Origin of the sequence: Pseudomonas sp. PvP028, from assembly GCF_017832255.1 — a bacterium.
Taxonomy (GTDB): Bacteria; Pseudomonadota; Gammaproteobacteria; order Pseudomonadales; family Pseudomonadaceae; genus Aquipseudomonas; species Aquipseudomonas syringae.
The window spans coordinates 2,234,520-2,252,744 of the sequence record NZ_JAFIBL010000001.1; the positions used below are offsets into that span (position 1 = coordinate 2,234,520).

General features: G+C 60.6%; 15 protein-coding genes. 5 read left to right on the forward strand and 10 right to left on the reverse strand.

Annotation, left to right across the window (positions count from 1 at the left end; all coding sequences use genetic code 11):
- Window positions 1-75: 75 nt before the first annotated feature.
- Entirely contained in the window at window positions 76-2,682 is a 2,607-nt protein-coding gene (gene leuS / locus JOE34_RS10075; RefSeq protein WP_032662600.1) for a leucine--tRNA ligase, read from the reverse strand.
- A 312-nt stretch (window positions 2,683-2,994) separates the two neighbouring features.
- Here leuS and JOE34_RS10080 point away from each other — a divergent pair, with 312 nt between their 5' ends.
- Window positions 2,995-3,336: a hypothetical protein gene (locus tag JOE34_RS10080; protein ID WP_003392001.1), complete on the forward strand. Its 342-nt coding sequence runs from the start codon at window positions 2,995-2,997 to the stop codon at window positions 3,334-3,336.
- A 101-nt stretch (window positions 3,337-3,437) separates the two neighbouring features.
- Window positions 3,438-4,208: a YdcF family protein gene (locus JOE34_RS10085; protein ID WP_010418057.1), complete on the forward strand. Its 771-nt coding sequence runs from the start codon at window positions 3,438-3,440 to the stop codon at window positions 4,206-4,208.
- 66 nt (window positions 4,209-4,274) lie between these two features.
- Here JOE34_RS10085 and lnt read toward each other — a convergent pair whose 3' ends face one another.
- From lnt to miaB, 5 genes are all read right to left on the reverse strand, one after another.
- The gene (gene lnt / locus JOE34_RS10090) at window positions 4,275-5,795 is read right to left on the reverse strand and encodes an apolipoprotein N-acyltransferase (RefSeq protein WP_122220237.1); all 1,521 of its coding nucleotides are present in this window, start codon (window positions 5,793-5,795) and stop codon (window positions 4,275-4,277) included.
- A gap of 28 nt (window positions 5,796-5,823) precedes the next feature.
- The gene (locus JOE34_RS10095) at window positions 5,824-6,666 is read right to left on the reverse strand and encodes an HlyC/CorC family transporter (protein WP_003368790.1); all 843 of its coding nucleotides are present in this window, start codon (window positions 6,664-6,666) and stop codon (window positions 5,824-5,826) included.
- Between the two features lie 5 nt (window positions 6,667-6,671).
- Window positions 6,672-7,172 carry an rRNA maturation RNase YbeY gene (gene ybeY, locus JOE34_RS10100; protein ID WP_003313871.1) on the reverse strand — a complete coding sequence of 167 codons (501 nt, stop codon included), beginning with the start codon at window positions 7,170-7,172 and terminating at the stop codon, window positions 6,672-6,674.
- Entirely contained in the window at window positions 7,165-8,187 is a 1,023-nt protein-coding gene (locus JOE34_RS10105; protein WP_003313870.1) for a PhoH family protein, read from the reverse strand. Before JOE34_RS10105 ends, ybeY begins: the two co-directional genes overlap by 8 nt.
- 176 nt (window positions 8,188-8,363) lie before the next feature.
- On the reverse strand, window positions 8,364-9,692 hold the full coding sequence (gene miaB, locus JOE34_RS10110) for a tRNA (N6-isopentenyl adenosine(37)-C2)-methylthiotransferase MiaB (protein ID WP_003368786.1): 1,329 nt from the start codon (window positions 9,690-9,692) through the stop codon (window positions 8,364-8,366).
- Window positions 9,693-9,831: 139 nt separating this feature from the next.
- Here miaB and JOE34_RS10115 point away from each other — a divergent pair, with 139 nt between their 5' ends.
- The gene (locus tag JOE34_RS10115; protein WP_003313868.1) at window positions 9,832-10,158 is read left to right on the forward strand and encodes a DUF1820 family protein; all 327 of its coding nucleotides are present in this window, start codon (window positions 9,832-9,834) and stop codon (window positions 10,156-10,158) included.
- 42 nt (window positions 10,159-10,200) lie between these two features.
- On the opposite strand, the gene JOE34_RS10120 is transcribed toward JOE34_RS10115, so the two are convergent.
- From JOE34_RS10120 to JOE34_RS10135, 4 genes are all read right to left on the reverse strand, one after another.
- The gene (locus JOE34_RS10120) at window positions 10,201-10,749 is read right to left on the reverse strand and encodes a tetratricopeptide repeat protein (RefSeq protein WP_003313867.1); all 549 of its coding nucleotides are present in this window, start codon (window positions 10,747-10,749) and stop codon (window positions 10,201-10,203) included.
- A 295-nt stretch (window positions 10,750-11,044) separates the two neighbouring features.
- Window positions 11,045-12,328: a glutamate-1-semialdehyde 2,1-aminomutase gene (hemL, locus tag JOE34_RS10125; protein ID WP_003392017.1), complete on the reverse strand. Its 1,284-nt coding sequence runs from the start codon at window positions 12,326-12,328 to the stop codon at window positions 11,045-11,047.
- 282 nt (window positions 12,329-12,610) lie between these two features.
- Window positions 12,611-13,228, reverse strand: coding sequence for a thiamine phosphate synthase (thiE, locus tag JOE34_RS10130; protein WP_003313864.1), 618 nt, complete (start codon window positions 13,226-13,228; stop codon window positions 12,611-12,613).
- A gap of 23 nt (window positions 13,229-13,251) precedes the next feature.
- Window positions 13,252-14,049, reverse strand: coding sequence for a hydroxymethylpyrimidine/phosphomethylpyrimidine kinase (locus JOE34_RS10135; RefSeq protein WP_010418089.1), 798 nt, complete (start codon window positions 14,047-14,049; stop codon window positions 13,252-13,254).
- A gap of 365 nt (window positions 14,050-14,414) precedes the next feature.
- On the opposite strand from JOE34_RS10135, the gene JOE34_RS10140 reads away from it, so the two are divergent.
- On the forward strand, window positions 14,415-16,409 hold the full coding sequence (locus tag JOE34_RS10140; RefSeq protein WP_161421419.1) for a 7TM diverse intracellular signaling domain-containing protein: 1,995 nt from the start codon (window positions 14,415-14,417) through the stop codon (window positions 16,407-16,409).
- 122 nt (window positions 16,410-16,531) lie between these two features.
- Window positions 16,532-18,181 carry an acyl-CoA dehydrogenase family protein gene (locus JOE34_RS10145; RefSeq protein ID WP_161421383.1) on the forward strand — a complete coding sequence of 550 codons (1,650 nt, stop codon included), beginning with the start codon at window positions 16,532-16,534 and terminating at the stop codon, window positions 18,179-18,181.
- The last annotated feature ends 44 nt before the right edge of the window (window positions 18,182-18,225 follow it).

The window sequence follows — 18,225 nt, forward strand, 5'->3', positions numbered from 1 at the left end:
TGAATCCGTTTGGGCCGCCAGTGCGTGCCCTGGAAATATGTTCGGCGCCCTGCGTTTGCCGGGCGCCCGATCCAATCAGCTTGCGACGATGTTGACCAGCTTGCCAGGCACGACGATCACCTTGCGAATGGTCAGGCCATCAGTGAAGCGCAATACGTTCTCGTTGACGCGTGCAGCCGCTTCGACTTCTTCGCGGCTGGCACTGGCAGGCATCTCGATGTGACCGCGCAGCTTGCCGTTGACCTGAATCACCAGTTGCAGACTGTCCTGCACCAGCGCATGTGCGTCGAATGCAGGCCAGCCCGCGTCGATGACCGGCTCATTGTGACCCAGTTGCTTCCACAGTTCGTGACTGATGTGCGGCGTGATCGGTGCCAGCAGCAGGGTGACGGTTTCCACGCCTTCCTGCATCAGTGCGCGATCCTGCGGTGTGTCCTGCGGGGCCTTTTCCAGCACGTTCATCAGCGTCATCACTTGTGCGACAGCGGTGTTGAATTTCTGGTTCTGGCCAATATCCTGGCTCGCCTGTTTGATCGCCTGATGAATCGCGCGGCGGATGGTTTTCTGCTCATCGGACAATGCCGCAGCGTCCAGGCCGGTCGATGGGCCTTGAGCCACATGCGCCTGGGCCAGTCGCCATACGCGGCGCAGGAAGCGATGTGAACCTTCGACGCCCGAGTCGGACCATTCCAGGCTCATATCGGGCGGGGAGGCGAACATCATGAACAGACGGCAGGTGTCGGCACCGTACTGGTCGATCATGGTCTGCGGGTCGATGCCGTTTTTCTTCGACTTCGACATCTTTTCAGTGCCGCCGATTTCCACCGGCAGGCCGTCGCTGGTCAGTGTGGCGCTGATCACCTTGGCCTTGGCGTCTCTTTCGAGGGTCACGTCGGCCGGGTTGATCCAGGTCTTCTTGCCGCTGATTTCCATGCGGAAGTAGGTTTCGGCGTTGACCATGCCCTGGGTGAGCAGGTTCTTGAACGGTTCGTTCGAGGTCACCAGGCCTTCGTCGCGCATCAGCTTGTGGAAGAAGCGGGCGTAGAGCAGGTGCAGGATCGCGTGTTCGATACCGCCGATGTACTGATCCACCGGCAGCCAGTGGTTGGCAGCGTTCGGCTCGACCAGTCCACCCTCGTAATGCGGCGACGCATAGCGCGCGTAGTACCACGAGGACTCGACGAAGGTGTCCATGGTGTCGGTTTCACGCTTGGCCGGTGCGCCGCATTTCGGGCAGCTGCATTCGTAGAACTCGGGCATGCGCGCCAGTGGCGAGCCAGCGCCGTCGGGCACGACATCTTCCGGCAGGACAACCGGCAACTGGTCTTCCGGGACCGGCACGTCGCCGCAGGTGTCGCAATGCACGATAGGGATCGGGCAGCCCCAATAGCGCTGGCGGCTGATGCCCCAGTCGCGCAGGCGGAACTGGGTGCGGGACTGGCCGAGGGATTTCTTGACCAGCGCGGCTTCAATGGCGTCGAACGCTTCCTGGAAGGTCAGGCCGGTGAATTCTCCGGAATTGATCAGCTCGCCATGCTCACCGTAGGCCGGTTGCCATGGGGCAAGCGTTTGGTCGCCGGCGCTGGTGCGGACCACGGGCTTGATCGGCAGACCGTACTGGGTAGCGAACTCGAAATCACGTTCATCGTGAGCCGGTACGGCCATGACCGCGCCATCGCCGTAGTGCATCAGCACGTAGTTGGCGACCCAGACCGGCAGTTTCTCGCCAGTCAGTGGATGCTCGACGAACAACGAGGTCGCCCGGCCTTTCTTTTCCTGTGTGGCAACGTCGGCTTCGGCAACGCTGCCGCCCTTGCATTCATCGATGAACGCCTGCAGTGCGGGGTTGCCTTGCGCGGCCAGGGTTGCCAGCGGGTGTTCAGCCGCTACCGCGACGTAGGTCGCCCCCATCAGGGTGTCAGGGCGGGTGGTGAAGACTTTCAGGGCTCCGGCTTCGCCGATCGAGGCCTGGTCGTACGGAAACTGCACTTCCATGCCGCGCGAACGGCCGATCCAGTTGCGCTGCATGGTCTTGACCTGCTCAGGCCAGCCCGGCAGTTCGTCGAGGCTTTCCAGCAGCTCATCGGCGTACGCGGTGATCTTGAAGTAGTACATCGGGATTTCGCGCTTTTCGATCAGCGCGCCGGAACGCCAGCCGCGGCCGTCGATGACCTGCTCGTTGGCCAGTACGGTCTGGTCGATAGGGTCCCAGTTCACGGTGCCGTTCTTGCGGTAGATCACACCCTTTTCGAACAGGCGAGTGAACAGCCATTGTTCCCAGCGGTAGTAATCCGGCTTGCAGGTGGTGACTTCGCGCGACCAGTCAACCGCCAGACCCAGGCTCTTGAGCTGGGTCCTCATGTAGTCGATGTTTTCGTAGGTCCACTTGGCCGGCGCGACGTTGTTGTCGATGGCGGCGTTTTCAGCCGGCATGCCGAAAGCGTCCCAGCCCAGTGGCTGCAGAACATTCTTGCCCAGCATGCGCTGGTAACGGGAGATCACGTCACCAATGGTGTAGTTGCGCACATGACCCATGTGCAGCTTGCCGCTCGGGTAAGGAAACATCGACAGGCAATAGAAAGTGTCCTTGCCTGGCTGTTCACTGACTTCAAAAGACTTTTGCTCATCCCAGAACGTTTGGGCGGCGGCTTCGATTTCACGGGGCTGATAGAGTTCGTGCATGGCTACTTTTTACTAAGGATTAGTGACCCTTGACCTCTTCATTGCTTCGCCGAGTCAGGTCGGCACCGCGTGGCGGACAATTGCAACTGTCTGTGCGGTGCGTTCGGGCTCAAGAGCGCGGAAGTGGAATTACAGGAAGCGCAGTAGCATACATGAGGGCCGTCTATCGAGGGAAACCCTGATTGCTCCACTTGTGGGCTCAACGCCCGGCTGACAACCTCATCTGGCCGTTGGTCGTTGTTCCCTACCGGTTCTTGCAGCAGCGCTAAGCTCAAACGCGAGGGTGATGATTATCTTCGATGAGGTGAGCGGATGACAGAGTTGCAGCATGTTGTAAGCCTGACCCGGCTGTATGAGCGTCTGATCGACCGTCTCGGTCTTGCACTCGAGACGGCGAGTACCTCGGTCCGGCTCCGGAACGAGTCGCCTGCCGAGCTTGAGCTCAAGGGGCTAAGTCGTGCCGAGTTCCAGTTGATTGAAGCCTATCTCGAAAAAGGTTCCGGTGGCGCAGGCGCAACTGTCGTGGACATGTCCTCGGGCAGCGCTCTGGTGGCTGCGGAGCATGGCAGGGCGCCGCGTGCGTCAGCCACCATCGTCTGGCTGAAGGACCGGCGACGAGCCAAAGCGTCAGTGCGGCTGGGCCGTAACTCTTAGTCTCTGTACGAAAAGTGGCTGGCTACCTCGGGCTTCCTGCTTCAGACATTGTCGCGTGTCTGCAAACATTCTAGGCTGCGGGCACTCATGGAGATGTCCCGATGCCGCTGCGCTACCTGCTCAAAGCCCTTCTTTTGCCGCCCGGCATTCTGTTTGTCCTGCTGATCCTTGGCTGGTGGTTACATCGCACGCGGCCGCGTCTGGCAGCGACTTTTTTCGCGGTCGGCCTCGGCGGATTGTGGCTGATGAGCCTGCCGGTCGCCGTAGAGTTTGCCGCTCGTAAGCTGGAGCAGGTCCCTCCCTTGCCGCAACAGCAGTGGGCGACACTGGCGCAGCAGGCGGATGCCATTGTGGTACTGGGCAATGGGCGCGAGCGCAACTCGCCGACCTGGGGGACAGACACGCCCACCGGTCTTGGACTCGAGCGCTTGCGTTTGGCAGCTCGATTGGCGAAAGAATCCGGACTGCCGATACTGACCTCTGGCGGCCTGCATTTTGACCAGCCGCCCAGCGAAGCGTCGATCATGGCGCAGTCGCTGCAGGATGATTTTGCTGTGGCGGTGCGCTGGCAGGAGGGCCTGAGCCGCACCACGTGGGAAAACGCGACCATGAGCGCCGCAATTCTGCAGCCGCAAGGTATCAAGCGCGTGGTGCTGGTGACTCAGGCCTGGCATATGCCGCGGGCACGCTGGAGCTTCGAGCAGGCGGGTTTCACGGTGGTGGGTGCGCCGGTCGGCTTTCTGGGGGTCGACAACGCCAGGCCTTTTGGTGGCTGGCTGCCTGAAAGTCGCGTGTTCACGCAGAGCGGGGTGCTGCTCAATGAAGCCGCAGGCTTGCTGGTTTACCCTTGGATCTATCGCAAAGGACAATGACCATATGAAGCAGTGACCATCTGAAGCCGATTTCACCTGCGGGCAGATGAAACCGGCTTCGTGCAGTCACACGGTCTTGGAAATCCGTGCCGCCATCAACGCCCAGCCAAACAGCAGCAGGCAGACAATCGCCAGCGGCCACGAGCGCCAGTGCAGATACGGCGTGAGTTCATGCATGGGCACCACTTCGCCGTAAAGCACGCCGCGTTCGAACTGCGGAATCTGCTCGGTGATCTTGCCGAACGGGTCGATCAGCGCGGTCACGCCGTTGTTGGTTGCCCGGATCATCCAGCGGCCCGCTTCAAGCGCGCGCATCTGGGCCATCTGCAAGTGTTGCAAAGGGCCGATCGAGGTGCCGAACCAGGTGTCGTTGCTGACCGTCAGCAGCAGGTCGCTTTGTGCCGACAAGCCAGCGGCGAACTCTGGATAGACCACTTCATAGCAGATGAACGGCGCGATGTGATAACCCTTGGCCTGCAATAACGCCTGATCGTTCGGTCCGCGCGCGAAGTCCGACATTGGCAGGTCGAAGAAGGAAATCAGCCCGCGCAGCAGGTCCTGCAGCGGCACGTATTCACCGAACGGCACCAGCTTCTGCTTGTAGTAGGTGCCGTCACCCTGACCCGTGACCGTGATGCCGTTGTAATAACGATACTCACCGCGCCCGGTCGGTTCGCGTACCGGTACGCCGGTGATCAGCGCCGCGCCGCGGTCCGAGGCGAACTTGCCCATCATCGACAGATAGCCTTCTGCGCTTTCCTTGAGTACCGGCACGGCGGTTTCCGGCCAGACGATCAGGTCTGCCTGCTGCGAGCGGAAGGTCATGTCGCGGTACAGCGCCAACTGATCGTTGAGCTTTTGCGGGTCCCACTTCATGCTTTGTTCGACGTTGCCCTGCATTGCCGCGACCTTCAGTGGCGCGCCGGACGGCGATGTCCAGGCGTGCCCCTTGAGGGCCAGGCCGATGACCCACGGGGCCAGCAACAGCACCACGCCCATGGCCAGAAACGATTTGCGTGCACGCAGGCGGTGCAGGTTGCACAACAGTGCAGCAGTCATCGCCAGCGAGAACGAAATCAGCCATACGCCGCCGACGGGGGCGAGCCCGGCCATTGGGCCGTCGAGCTGACTGTAGCCGGAATAGAGCCACGGGAAGCCGGTGAGAAACCAGCCGCGAAACGCTTCTTGCCACAGCCATAGCGCTGCGAAGGCCAGCGCATCGGCCAGCGGTGCCTCATTGCGACGCAGCCAGCGCGCCCAGACCCAGGCGGGCAGGGCGAAGAACAGGGCAATGGCGGCGATGAACAACAGCATCAACAGCCCTGCCAGCAACACGGACGCGCCGCCGTAGGTGTGAATGCTGACGTAGATCCAGCTGGTGCCGGCGCCGTACAGACCGAAGCCATAGCACCAGCCGCGGGCCAGTGCCTGGCGCGGGTTCAGGTCGCGCAAGCCCAGATAGAACATCGCCACTGCCACCAGCACCAGAGGCCAGATGTCAAAAGGCGCCAGGGCCAGGGTCGTGAGCCCGCCAGCCGCCAGGGCCAGCAGGTTACCGGGCCAGCCGGGGCGGGTTATCCAGCGCATGTAGATTCCTTAAAGCAGCATCAAGTGTTTACGGACGTGAAATGGGCGTCACGCGCAGCAAATGAATGCGACGGCTGTCAGCGCTCAGGATGCGGAAACGATAGGCACCGATTTCAGTGATTTCGTTGCGCTTGGGCAGATGGCCAAAGGCATTCATCACCAGACCGCCCACAGTATCGAACTCGTCGTCCGAGAACGTGCTGTCGAAGAATTCGTTGAAATTCTCGACCGGCGTAAGGGCCTTGACCAGGAAGTCGCCGCTGGGCAGCGGTTTGATGTAGCTGTCTTCCTCGACGTCATGCTCGTCTTCGATATCGCCGACGATCTGTTCCAGCACGTCTTCGATGGTCACCAGACCCGCCACGCCGCCGTATTCGTCAATGACGATGGCCATGTGGTTGTGGTTGGCGCGAAACTCGCGCAGCAGCACGTTGAGACGCTTGGACTCGGGCACAAAGGTGGCCGGACGCAGCAGCTTCTTGACGTCATCGCTGTCGCCGTCGGCCTTGAGGATCAGCGGCAGCAGATCCTTGGCCAACAGCACACCGAGCACGTCATCGTGGCTCTCGCCGATCACCGGATAGCGCGAGTGCGCAGCATCGATGACCGCAGGCAGAAATTCACGGGGTGTCTGGGTCGCTTTGATGCTGATCATCTGCGAGCGCGGCACCATGATGTCGCGCACTTGCAGGTCAGCCACTTGAATGGCGCCCTCGACGATGGCCAGCGCTTCGCTGTCCAGCAGTTTGTTCTGGTGGGCTTCGCGCAGCAGCTCAAGCAGCTCCTGGCGGTTTTTCGGCTCATGGACAAAGGCCTGGGTCAGTTTACCCAACCATGACTTTTGCCCGTTGCTCGATCGGTCTTCGCTCATAGCCCTTACTCGTGGTCCTTGCTTGGTGTGTCTGAATGGGGAAGGTCGGCACTTTCGTCGTCAGCGTAAGGATCGGGATAGCCCAGCTCCTCAAGCAACGTTCGTTCCAGTGCTTCCATTTCTTCGGCTTCTTCATCATCAATGTGGTCGTAACCCAACAGATGAAGGCAGCCATGAATGACCATGTGCGCCCAGTGCGCGTCGATGGACTTGCCTTGTTCAACGGCTTCACGGTTGACAACCGGAACACAGATGACCAGATCGCCCAGCAACGGGATGTCCAGCATGTCGTCTGGAACGTCCGCCGGGAATGAAAGCACGTTTGTTGCGTAATTTTTGTGTCGCCAGGTGTTATTGAGCTCACGGCCTTCGGTTTCGTCAACCAGGCGGATGGTCAGCTCGGAGTCGGCACTGCGCTGACGCAAGCCCATTTCACACCAGAGGCGGAATCGGGCTTCGTCAGGGGCGCTTGTCTCGCTTGCAATCTGCAGGTCCAGCTCAAGCATCGCGGTGTTTGTCCCGTGGGTAACTGTTGTTGCCCGACGGACCATCGCTGAGGCGGTCGTCGAAACGCTCGTAGGCTTCGACGATGCGCTGCACCAACGGGTGGCGAACCACATCCTTGGGTTTGAAATGCGTGAAGCTGATGCCCGGCACATCCTTGAGCACATCAATGACATGCGTCAGCCCGGAGCGAGTGCCCTTGGGCAGGTCGACCTGGGTGATATCGCCAGTGATCACGGCCGTGGAGCCGAAGCCGATACGGGTCAGGAACATCTTCATCTGCTCGACGGTGGTGTTCTGACTTTCGTCGAGAATGATGAAGCTGTTATTAAGGGTGCGTCCGCGCATGTAAGCCAGCGGTGCCACTTCAATGACCTGCTTCTCTATCAGCTTGGCGACGTATTCGAAACCGAGCATCTCGTACAGCGCGTCATACAGCGGGCGCAGGTACGGGTCGATCTTCTGCGCCAGATCGCCGGGCAGGAAGCCCAGCTTCTCGCCAGCCTCGACCGCCGGGCGCACCAGCAGGATGCGTCGAATCTGCTCGCGCTCCAGTGCATCCACCGCGCATGCCACCGCCAGGTAGGTCTTGCCGGTACCCGCAGGGCCGATGCCGAAGTTGATGTCGTTGCTGAGGACTTCCTTGACGTAACGCTGCTGGTTCAGGCCGCGCGGGCGAATCATGCCCTTTTTGGTGCGCAGCGAGACGCCGACTTCGGCGGCAGGGTGATTGTCCAGGCCGTCCACCCCCGATTCCTGAAGGAACAGGTGGACCATGTCCGGCGTCAGTTCGGTACCTTTGGTTTCCCGGTACAAACGGCGCAGCAGGTTCTCGGCGGAATGATTTTGTTTGGGGTCGCCAATGAGCTCGAATTGATTGCCGCGATTGCGGATCTCAATGTCCAGGCGTTGCTCGATCAGGCGCAAGTGCTCGTCGAGTTGCCCGCACAAGTTGGCGAAACGATGGGCCTCGAAAGGCTCGAGGGTGAAACGATGAGGTTCTATGGGTGCGTTCAAGGTCGTTTAATGGCCGTCCGGCGGCAATTGAGATGTATTGAAGAATACCCCTAGCGCTGGTTGTGCGAAAGCTTTGCCTTGTTAAAGGCTGCGCCAGGGATTCACCGTGCTCAATGGTAGGGACCGCGCAGAAACGAATTCATTCGGCGATTCGTTTCTGCGGCGACACTCAAGCTTTACTGTAGCAGCGAGCCGCGCAACGAGTGAGGCTGCGCATCATCGATGTGTACATCGGCAAACTGCCCGATCAATTTGGGGTTGTCGCAGCGGAAATTGACTATCCGGTTGTTCTCGGTGCGACCCTGCAGTTCGCCTGGGTCTTTCTTCGAGTAGTCGGTCACCAGAATGCGCTGGATGCTGCCCACCATTTGCCGGCTGATCTCGAAACCCTGCTGGTTCAGGCGATGTTGCAGCGCGGCCAGTCGCTCTTTCTTCAGCGCTTCCGGCGTATCGTCCTTGAGGTCCGCAGCGGGCGTGCCCGGACGCGGGCTGTAGACGAACGAGAACGAGAAGTCGAAACCCACGTCCTCGATCAGCTTCATGGTGTTGTCGAAATCTTTTTCGGTCTCGCCGGGGAAGCCGACGATGAAGTCGGAACTGATACTGATGCCCGGCACCGCGGCCCTGAGCTTGCGCAAGCGGGACTTGTATTCCAGCGTGGTGTGGTTGCGCTTCATGGCCGCCAGAATGCGGTCGGAGCCCGACTGCACAGGCAAATGCAGGTGTTTGACCAGCTCCGGCACTTCCGCGTGGGCCTGGATCAGGCTGTCGGAAAATTCCAGCGGGTGCGAAGTGGTGTAGCGAATGCGGTCGATGCCATCGACGGCGGCGACTACGCGGATCAGGTCCGCCAGGTCAGCAACGCGGCCGTCGTGGGTGGTGCCGCGATAACCATTGACGTTCTGCCCCAACAGGGTGACTTCACGCACGCCGTTTTCGGCCAGGTGGATCACTTCGCTCAGCACATCGTCGAACGGACGACTGACTTCTTCGCCGCGGGTGTAGGGCACCACGCAGAACGTGCAGTATTTGCTGCAGCCTTCCATCACCGACACGTACGCGCTCGGGCCATCGACGCGCGGCTCGGGCAAGTGGTCGAATTTTTCGATTTCCGGGAACGAGACGTCGACCTGCGGCAAGCGGGTCACGCGTGCGGCGTCGATCATTTCCGGTAGGCGGTGCAGGGTCTGCGGGCCGAACACCACGTCCACGTAGGGCGCGCGATCGCGAATGGCTGCGCCTTCCTGGCTGGCCACGCAGCCGCCGACAGCGATGACCATTTCCGGATTGGCCAGCTTCAGCTCACGCCAGCGGCCCAACTGGGAGTACACCCGGTCCTGGGCGCGCTCACGAATCGAGCAGGTATTGAGCAGGATCACGTCGGCGTCTTCCGCGCGAGCGGTGACTTCCAGGGCCTGATGTTCGCCCAGCAGGTCGACCATGCGCGAGCTGTCGTACTCGTTCATCTGGCAACCGTGGGTTTCGATATAAAGCTTTTTGGCCATGCGTGATGATCAACCGTGTCAGTGAACCGCGCATTATAAGGATGAAGGGCTCGGGTTCCTAGCGTCGGCTGTCCGACGAGGCGGGCGGACATGCTATAGTCCGTGCCCCTTTTTCATCTCTGATCGTTACCCGCCCGTTATGACCAAACGCGAAGCTCCAATCTACAAGGTGATTTTCCTCAACCAGGGACAGGTGTTCGAGATGTACGCCAAGCAGATCTACCAAAGTGATCTGTGGGGCTTTCTGGAAGTTGAAGAATTCGTCTTCGGCGAGCGCACGACCGTTGTGGTGGATCCCAGCGAAGAGAAGCTCAAGGCCCAGTTCGAAGGCGTGGTGCGCAGTTTTGTGCCGATGCATTCGATTGTGCGCATCGATGAAGTCGAACGCATGGGCACACCGAAGATCAGCGAAGCGCGCGGCACCAGTAATGTGATGCCGTTCCCCATGCCGATGCCGGAAAAGTAAGCGTTGCAGGTGTGAATCGCGATTGCCCTGAAAGATTCTTGATCAGGGCAACGGAGAGAAAGGACTGCGCCCTTCGGCGGTCTGCAGTTCAAGCAGGTACTTGCGGAAAATCTGCCCCAGTACCTGAGTGGCCACTTCGAGCTCGTCACGCGGCATCTTTGCCGAGACTTCGTCGGCAGCGTCAAGCGCCTCTTCCGAGCCATTGACCGCGGCCATTTTCAGCACGACGTAGGCCTGAATGTTGTTGGCCTGCACACCTTCGCCACGGCTGAACATCAAGCCCAATTGGTACTGCGCCTGGGCATGGCCCTGCAGTGAAGCCTGCTCGAAATAATTCAGCGCCTGCGGCAAATCGCGAGGTGCATTTTTGCCCTCGTAATAGAACTCACCCAACTCGTACTGCGCCTGCGCGTCCCCACCCTTGGCGGCCTGCTGGCAGGCTTCAAGCGCTGCAGGCAGGTTCTCTGGCTGGGTATTGAGGGTGCAACGACCCATCGCCGGGACTAACAACGAGTTGCCGCCGGCACTTGCCAGCAGGGGATAGACAAGCAACAGGCAGCCCAATACAAGGGTGCGGCCGGTGCGGTTCATGGGAGTCGACTTACCTCTGAAAAAGGTGCGGGCATGCCCGACCAGCTAAACGTGCTGGCTGCGCATTATGAAATAAGCAGAGCCAACCTTACAAAGTCTTTACGGATTTTCTGCTGCACGGCTTTAAAACGTCCTTTTTTCGGGCGGATTACCTGAAAGAGGGTTGTCGTCAGCCTGTATGTGCAGTGTTCGCATTGCATTGTAGAAGCAAAATACGGACTTAACGTTCAGTTTCATTCGTAGCCATCACTCGCGCCGGTTCACTGACACCCTGCGCGAGTGATGCCTGACGAGCTTATTTCAGCGCAGCGAATGCTTTTTCTGCGGCATCCAGAGTCAGTTTCAGCTCGGCATCGCCATGGGCGATAGAAGTGAAACCCGCTTCGAATGCGCTCGGCGCGAGGTACACGCCGCCGTCCAGCATCAGGTGGAAGAAGCGCTTGAAGCGCTCGGAGTCACTGGTCATCACGTCTTCGAACGTGACGATTTCTTCGGCTTCGCTGAAGTACAGACCGAACATGCCGCCGGCCTGAGTCGTCACAAACGGGATACCTGCGGCATCGGCGCGCTGTTGCAGACCTTCGAGCAGGCGGCGGGTGTAGTCGCTCAGTTCGTCGTGAAAGCCGGGGCGGCTGATCAGGCGCAGGGTGGTCAGGCCGGCCGCCATTGCCAGCGGGTTGCCCGAGAGGGTGCCGGCCTGATAGACCGGGCCGAGCGGTGCGATATGCGACATGATTTCGCGTTTGCCGCCAAAGCAGCCGACCGGCATACCGCCACCGATGATCTTGCCGAAGGTGCTCAGGTCGGGCGTTACTCCGTAGTAAGCCTGGGCGCCACCGAGGGCTACGCGAAAACCGGTCATCACTTCATCGAAAATCAGCACCACGCCGTGCTCGTCGCACAGGTCGCGCAGGCCTTGCAGGTAGCCAGGCGCGGGCGGCACACAGTTCATGTTGCCAGCCACTGGCTCGACGATGATGCACGCTACTTCCTGACCCACTTCGGCCAGCAGGTCACGCACGGCGTCGAGGTTGTTGAACGGCACGGTCAGGGTGTGTTTTGCGAAGGCCGCAGGTACGCCGGGCGAGCTGGGCACGCCCAGGGTCAGCGCGCCGGAGCCTGCCTTGACCAGCAGGCTGTCGGAGTGACCGTGGTAGCAGCCTTCGAACTTGAGGATGCTGTCGCGGCCGGTGAAGCCACGGGCCAGGCGAATCGCACTCATGGTCGCTTCAGTGCCCGAGCTGACCATGCGGACCATTTCCATGGACGGCACCAGTTCGCAGACCAGGTCGGCCATTTCGGTTTCCATGGCCGTCGGTGCGCCGTAGGACAGGCCGTGTTCCAGCTGGCTGCGCACGGCATCGAGCACGTCGGGGTGGCTATGGCCAAGAATCATCGGGCCCCAGGAGCCGACGTAATCCACATAACGCTTGTCGTCTTCGTCAGTCACGTAGGCGCCCGCAGCGTGCTTGAAGAACAGCGGCGTGCCACCCACGCTCTTGAAGGCGCGAACCGGCGAATTGACGCCACCGGGGATGTGTTTTTGGGCGTTGGCGAACAGTGTTTCGGAACGGGACATGATCGGGTCTCTGCTTTGAAACGGGGAATTCGTGTCTACGCTGGGGTCAGCCGAGGCGGGCAGCTTCAGGGTGGGCTGCTTTATTGGGTGGCATGAGCCAGAGAAGGCGCAGGAACACGCACTATATCAAATGAAGCGCGGCTGCGAATGAGGATCCACGTACTTGTGGAAGCGAGCTTGCTCGCGAAGGGGGCGATGCAGGCCCCGAAAATAGCGGGTCTAAACCATCGCCTTCGCGAGCAAGCGAAGCATCGCCCGGCTCGCGCCCACAACGATTCCGCTCTACAACAGCGCCGTGAAAGCTTTTGCCCGGCGTGTCACTTCCTGGGTATTTTCAGCGCCGAACAAACCGTGCACCACGGCGAGCAGGTCGGCGCCGTGCTCGACCAGTTGCGGCGCGTTCTCCAGGGTAATGCCACCAATCACCGCGATCGGCAGGTGGACCCGGGCACGCACCTGAGCGATCAGGTCCAGCGGTACGGCGGGGGCACCGGGTTTGGTCTGTGAATTGAAGAACCTGCCAAATGCCACGTACGTCGCGCCATCAGCCTTGGCTTGCTCGGCCAATTCCACGCGGCCATGACAGGTAGCCCCGACAATCGCCTTGTGCCCCAGCAGGGCGCGGGCATCGGGCAGCGAGCCGTCCGACTGCCCCAGGTGCACGCCTACCCCCAGGCGCGCAGCCAGCTCAGCGTCATCGTTGATGATCAGCCGGGTCTTGTAGCGTTCGCAGAGTTTGAGCAGTTCGGTCGCTTCGCGCAGACGGCGGGACTCGTCACTGTTCTTGTCGCGGTATTGCAGCAGCGTCACGCCGCCGTCCAGCGCAGCTTCGACGTACGACAGGAATTTTCCGGACAGCAACTGGCTGTCGGTAATGGCATACAGGCCACGCAGTTTCATGAATCGACCCTCATGGCGATGTGTTACGAGCAAAAATCCAGCGGCAGCCGACGTGGCACGAATTGCCCCCGGCCCAACTGTTCGGCATCCCTCAGGGTCCGCCAGGTGTAGTCGAGTGCCGACTTCACCGCGCTGACCAGTTCCTGCCCCTGAGCGATGCGCCCGGCCAGTGCGCTGGCCAGGGTACAGCCAGAGCCGTGGTAACTGCCGGGCAGACGTTCGCAGACGAAGGTGTGGGTCTGACCGCCACGCAGGTACAGGCGGTTATGGATTTGCTGTTCATCACCATGACCGCCAGTGATCAACAGATATTCACAAAACGGCAGTAGTCTGTCAGCGCATTCATCCGCAGTGCCTTCGGGCAGCTCGGCGAGGATGCGGGCCTCCGGAAGGTTCGGCGTAGCGATGGTCGACAGCGGCAACAGGCGCTCGCGCATGGCGTAGCCGACTTCGTCCTTGCCCAGTCTGCCGCCGCCGCCAGCGCGTAACACCGGGTCACAGACCATGGGCAGATGCGGGTGAGCCAGAAGCAGATTGACTACGGTGTCGACCATTTCCAGCGAACCCAGCATGCCCAGCTTGACGGCTGCTACGCTCGAATCATTGAGGACTGCATTGGCTTGCGCCATCACCCACTCGCGATCCAGCACGCGGAAATCACTGACGTTCACGGTGTCTTGCACGGTGAGCGCGGTAATCACCGGAGCGGCATGGCAGCCTTGGGCGAGCAGGGCTTCTATATCGGCCTGCATACCGGCGCCGCCACTAGGGTCGTGGCCGGACAGGCAAAGGACTACGGGGCGGGAGCTATAGATATTCATGGTGCGCGAGCTTATCACTAAACCTTTCGCGGGCCGCTCGGGGTGCCGGTTTTTTCTTGTGGATCAAGGTCAAGCGGCGACAACCGCAGGCTCGACAAAACCTTAAAAAGTACTCATGTTTGCTCTGCAGTCACCGATACAGAGCTATTACCTTGATTTTGATCGCGATACTGTCTTTAAGCTATTAGCGGCTATGCTTGATTGGCAAGGCTGACGAGTGACGGTTCGGTTGTTTATTGATGTCTGCCGGTACATGTGCACGTTCAATGGTGTGTTTGAATCATTAGCCTGTTTCAAGGATAGAAATTTGCGGGACGTCGTAATCAATGGATGGATTGAACGCGACGACCTACCTTGGGGCTTCAATGCGCTATCTGTTGATCATTCTGGCTCTTTGGCTGCCGTTGCAGAGTCATGCAGTCGAGTTTGATGAAAACACTCGTTTTCTGTCGTTGGGCCGTGCCATTCAGGTATTCGAGGACCCGACCGGCGAGGCGACCATCGAAAGCGTCAGCGCCGCCTCTCACGCCGGTGCCTTTCAGCCCGTGCCTGCCGGAACCTTCAACGCCGGTTATTCACGTTCCGCCTTCTGGCTGAAAGTCGAGCTGACGTATCGCCCCACAGATGCCAGCATTCATAACGACTGGCTGCTGGAACTGGCCTATCCGCCAATGGACCACATTGACTTCTACGGCCCGGATGCTGACGGGCAGCCGACTCGAGCCTGGCATACCGGCGATATGCTGCCGTTCTCCAGCCGTCAGTTCGCCCAGAACAACTACCTCTTTCAGTTGGACCTGCCGCCTGGCCAGACGCGAACCCTGTACATGCGTATTCGCAGCGAAGGCGCTGTTCAGGCACCGCTCTACCTCTGGTCCACCCACGCCTATCTGGACGCGCAGCCCAGCAAGGTTTACGTCTTCGGTCTGATCTACGGCGTGCTGCTGGGCATGCTGGTCTACAACCTGTTCATCTACCTCAGCGTTCGCGAGGTGGATTACCTGTATTACCTGCTTTACGTCGCCTCGTTCGGGCTTTACCAGATGTCGATCAACGGCGTTGCCATCGAATACCTGTGGCCTGACAGCCCTTGGTGGGCGAATGCGTCGACCCCCTTCCTGATATCGCTGGCGACGTTATTCGCCTGCCAGTTTTCGCGCAGCTTTCTGGGTACGGCACAATTGAGCCGCTGGCTGGACCGCCTGCTGCTGGCGGTCATCGGCGCTGCCGTACTGGTCATGGGCATGGCCTTGTTCCTCAGCTACGGGCCGGCCCTGCGCGGCGCGGCTCAGCTGGTCATGGCAGGCGCCCTGACGATCTATCTGGCGGGTATCGTTGCGGTCGTCAAAGGCGAAAGGGTCGGGCGCTATTTTGTGCTCGCCTGGTCGGTGTTCATGGTCAGCGGACTGATCTTCGGCTTGATGCTGCTCGGCTATCTGCCCAATACCTTCCTGACCATGTACGCCTCGCACATCGGCACGGTGCTGGAGATGGCCTTCCTGTCGATGGCGCTGGCCGACCGTATCAACCACGCCCGCCGGCAACAGGCGCAAACCTTGCTGGCTGCCGGTCAGGATCTTGAACGTCTCAACCAGCAACTGGCCAACAGCAACCGGCTGAAGGACGAGTTCCTCGCCACGCTCACCCATGAGTTGCGCACGCCGATGAACGGCGTGATCGGGTCGCTGGAGGTCATGCAGACGCTGGACATGGACGACGAACTCGAGATGTATCAGCAAACTGCCGCCAGTTCGGCGCGCGACATGATGAGCATGATCAATGGCATCCTGACCCTCACCGAGCTGCAGGCCGGTGTGCTGTACGCCGACTGCGAGTCGTTTGCGCCCGAGGATCTGGCCTACAGGCTGGAAGAGCGCTTCAGCGGTGCGGCTCAGGCCAAAGGCCTGATATTGACGCTCGATCTGGACGATAAACTGCCGCCGAACCTTCGCGGCGACGCGAGCAAGCTCTACCAGTGCATCGAGTGTCTGGTGGACAACGCGATCAAATTCACCCGCAAGGGTGCTGTGCAGGTGCGCTTCAGTGGTCATCCGCAAGACCTGGAGCGCCTCTACCTGCGGGTCGAAGTGATGGACAGCGGTATCGGCTTCAGCCGCCTGGACGAAGCCCGGCTGTATCAGCATTTCTTTCAGGTCGACGGCTCCATGACTCGAGAATACGGCGGGCTCGGTATCGGCCTGGCGATCTGCCGGAAACTGGTCGAGCTGCAGGGCGGCGAGCTGAGTCATCGTTCCGAGCCCGGCAAGGGCAGCTGTTTCACACTGAGCGTCCCGATGCTGATGGTCGTGCCGGGCGCGGTGCGCAGGGCGCCTGAACTCAAGGCTCAATGGGGCATATAAGCGGCCTTATAGCGTCATTAGCTGAAAGCGCCGGCGGTTAGGCGGCTACGGCACTTTTGCGAGGGGCGGGTGCGTGATTCACTGTGTGCATATTGCGTGTGTACGCAGGCAGGAGATGACTCATGAACCTGAATCAATTCGCCGAAACCCACGAAGTCACCAATCAACCGCCGCCGCTCGACGGGGCAAACCTTTACCGTATCGACGTGCCGCTTCAGGAATGGAGCAGCCGATTCGGGGCGGGCTGGGCGCAGCCGCGTATCGACGCCTATGGTGCGCTGGCAGGTGGCCCGCTGATGGCAGCGGGCTTTCTGGCCAACCAGCACAAGCCCGAGTTTGCCAGCCATGACCGCTACGGGCATCGCATCGACCTGGTCGAATTCCACCCGGCGTATCACCAGTTGATGAGCGCTGCCATCGAGCACGGCATCCCATCGTTGCCATGGACCTATCCGCAGCCCGGTGCGCATGTCGCACGCGCGGCGATGAGTTATCTGCACACGCAGGCAGACCCCGGCAGCGGCTGTCCGCTGACCATGACCTTCGCCAGCGTGCCTGCGCTCAGGCTGCAACCGGACCTGGCTGAAATCTGGCTGCCCAAGGTGCTGTCGACTGAGTACGATCCACGCAACGTGGGCATTGCGCACAAGAACGGCGCGACCATCGGCATGGCCATGACCGAGAAGCAGGGCGGCACCGATGTGCGCGCCAATACCACACGTGCGTTCCCGGTGGGGGCAGGCAGCCCCGGCCAGGCCTACGAACTGGTCGGGCATAAGTGGTTCTGCTCGGCGCCCATGTGCGATGCCTTCCTGACCCTGGCGCAGACCGACAAGGGCCTCAGTTGTTTTTTGCTGCCGCGCCACCGGCCGGACGATACGCGTAACGAGTTCTACATTCAGCGCCTGAAAAACAAGCTCGGCAACTGGTCCAACGCCTCCAGCGAAGTCGAGTTTCGCGGCGCGTTGGCATGGATGATCGGTGAGGAAGGGCGCGGCGTGCCGACCATCATCGAAATGGTCGCCATGACCCGTTTCGACTGCATGATCGGCTCCAGTGCCCTGATGCGTCAGGCGCTGACCCAGGCAACGCATCATTGCGCGCACCGTGCGGTCAGTGGTCGGTTGCTCGCCGAGCAGCCGTTGATGCAGAACGTGCTGGCTGACCTGGCACTGGAAAGCGAGGCCGCGCTGGCCCTGACCCTGCGTATGGGGCGCGCGCTTGACCACCAGGATGATGATCACGAAAAGCGTTTCGTGCGCCTGGTCACGGCAGTGGGCAAATACTGGATCTGCAAGCGCGCCCCGGCCATGATCAACGAAGCCGCCGAGTGCCTGGGCGGCGCCGGTTATGTCGAGGACAGCATTCTGCCTCGCTTGTACCGCGAAGCGCCGGTCAACTCGACATGGGAAGGCTCCGGCAACGTGCAATGCCTGGATGTGCTGCGAACCCTGTCCAAAGAGCCCGGCGCGCTCGACGCGCTGTTCGACGAACTGGGCGACGGGCATGGCGATCGGCATCTCGCGGCGCACATCGACAAGCTCAAGGTCGCGTTTCGGGACACCGGCGACATCCAGTACCGCGCCCGTCAACTGACCGAAGACATCGCCATCGCCTTGCAGGGCAAGTTGCTGCTGGAAGCGGGTAACGCGGCGGTCAGTGACGGCTTCATTGCCGGTCGACTGGTGTCCGGCGGGCGGGTGTATGGCGCATTGCCCAAGGGCGTTGACGTAGAAACATTGCTGCAAAGGTCCTCGCCGCAGGTGGCATGAGCACGCGAACCCGTTACGATGCACGTCTGCAAGATCAGACAGGA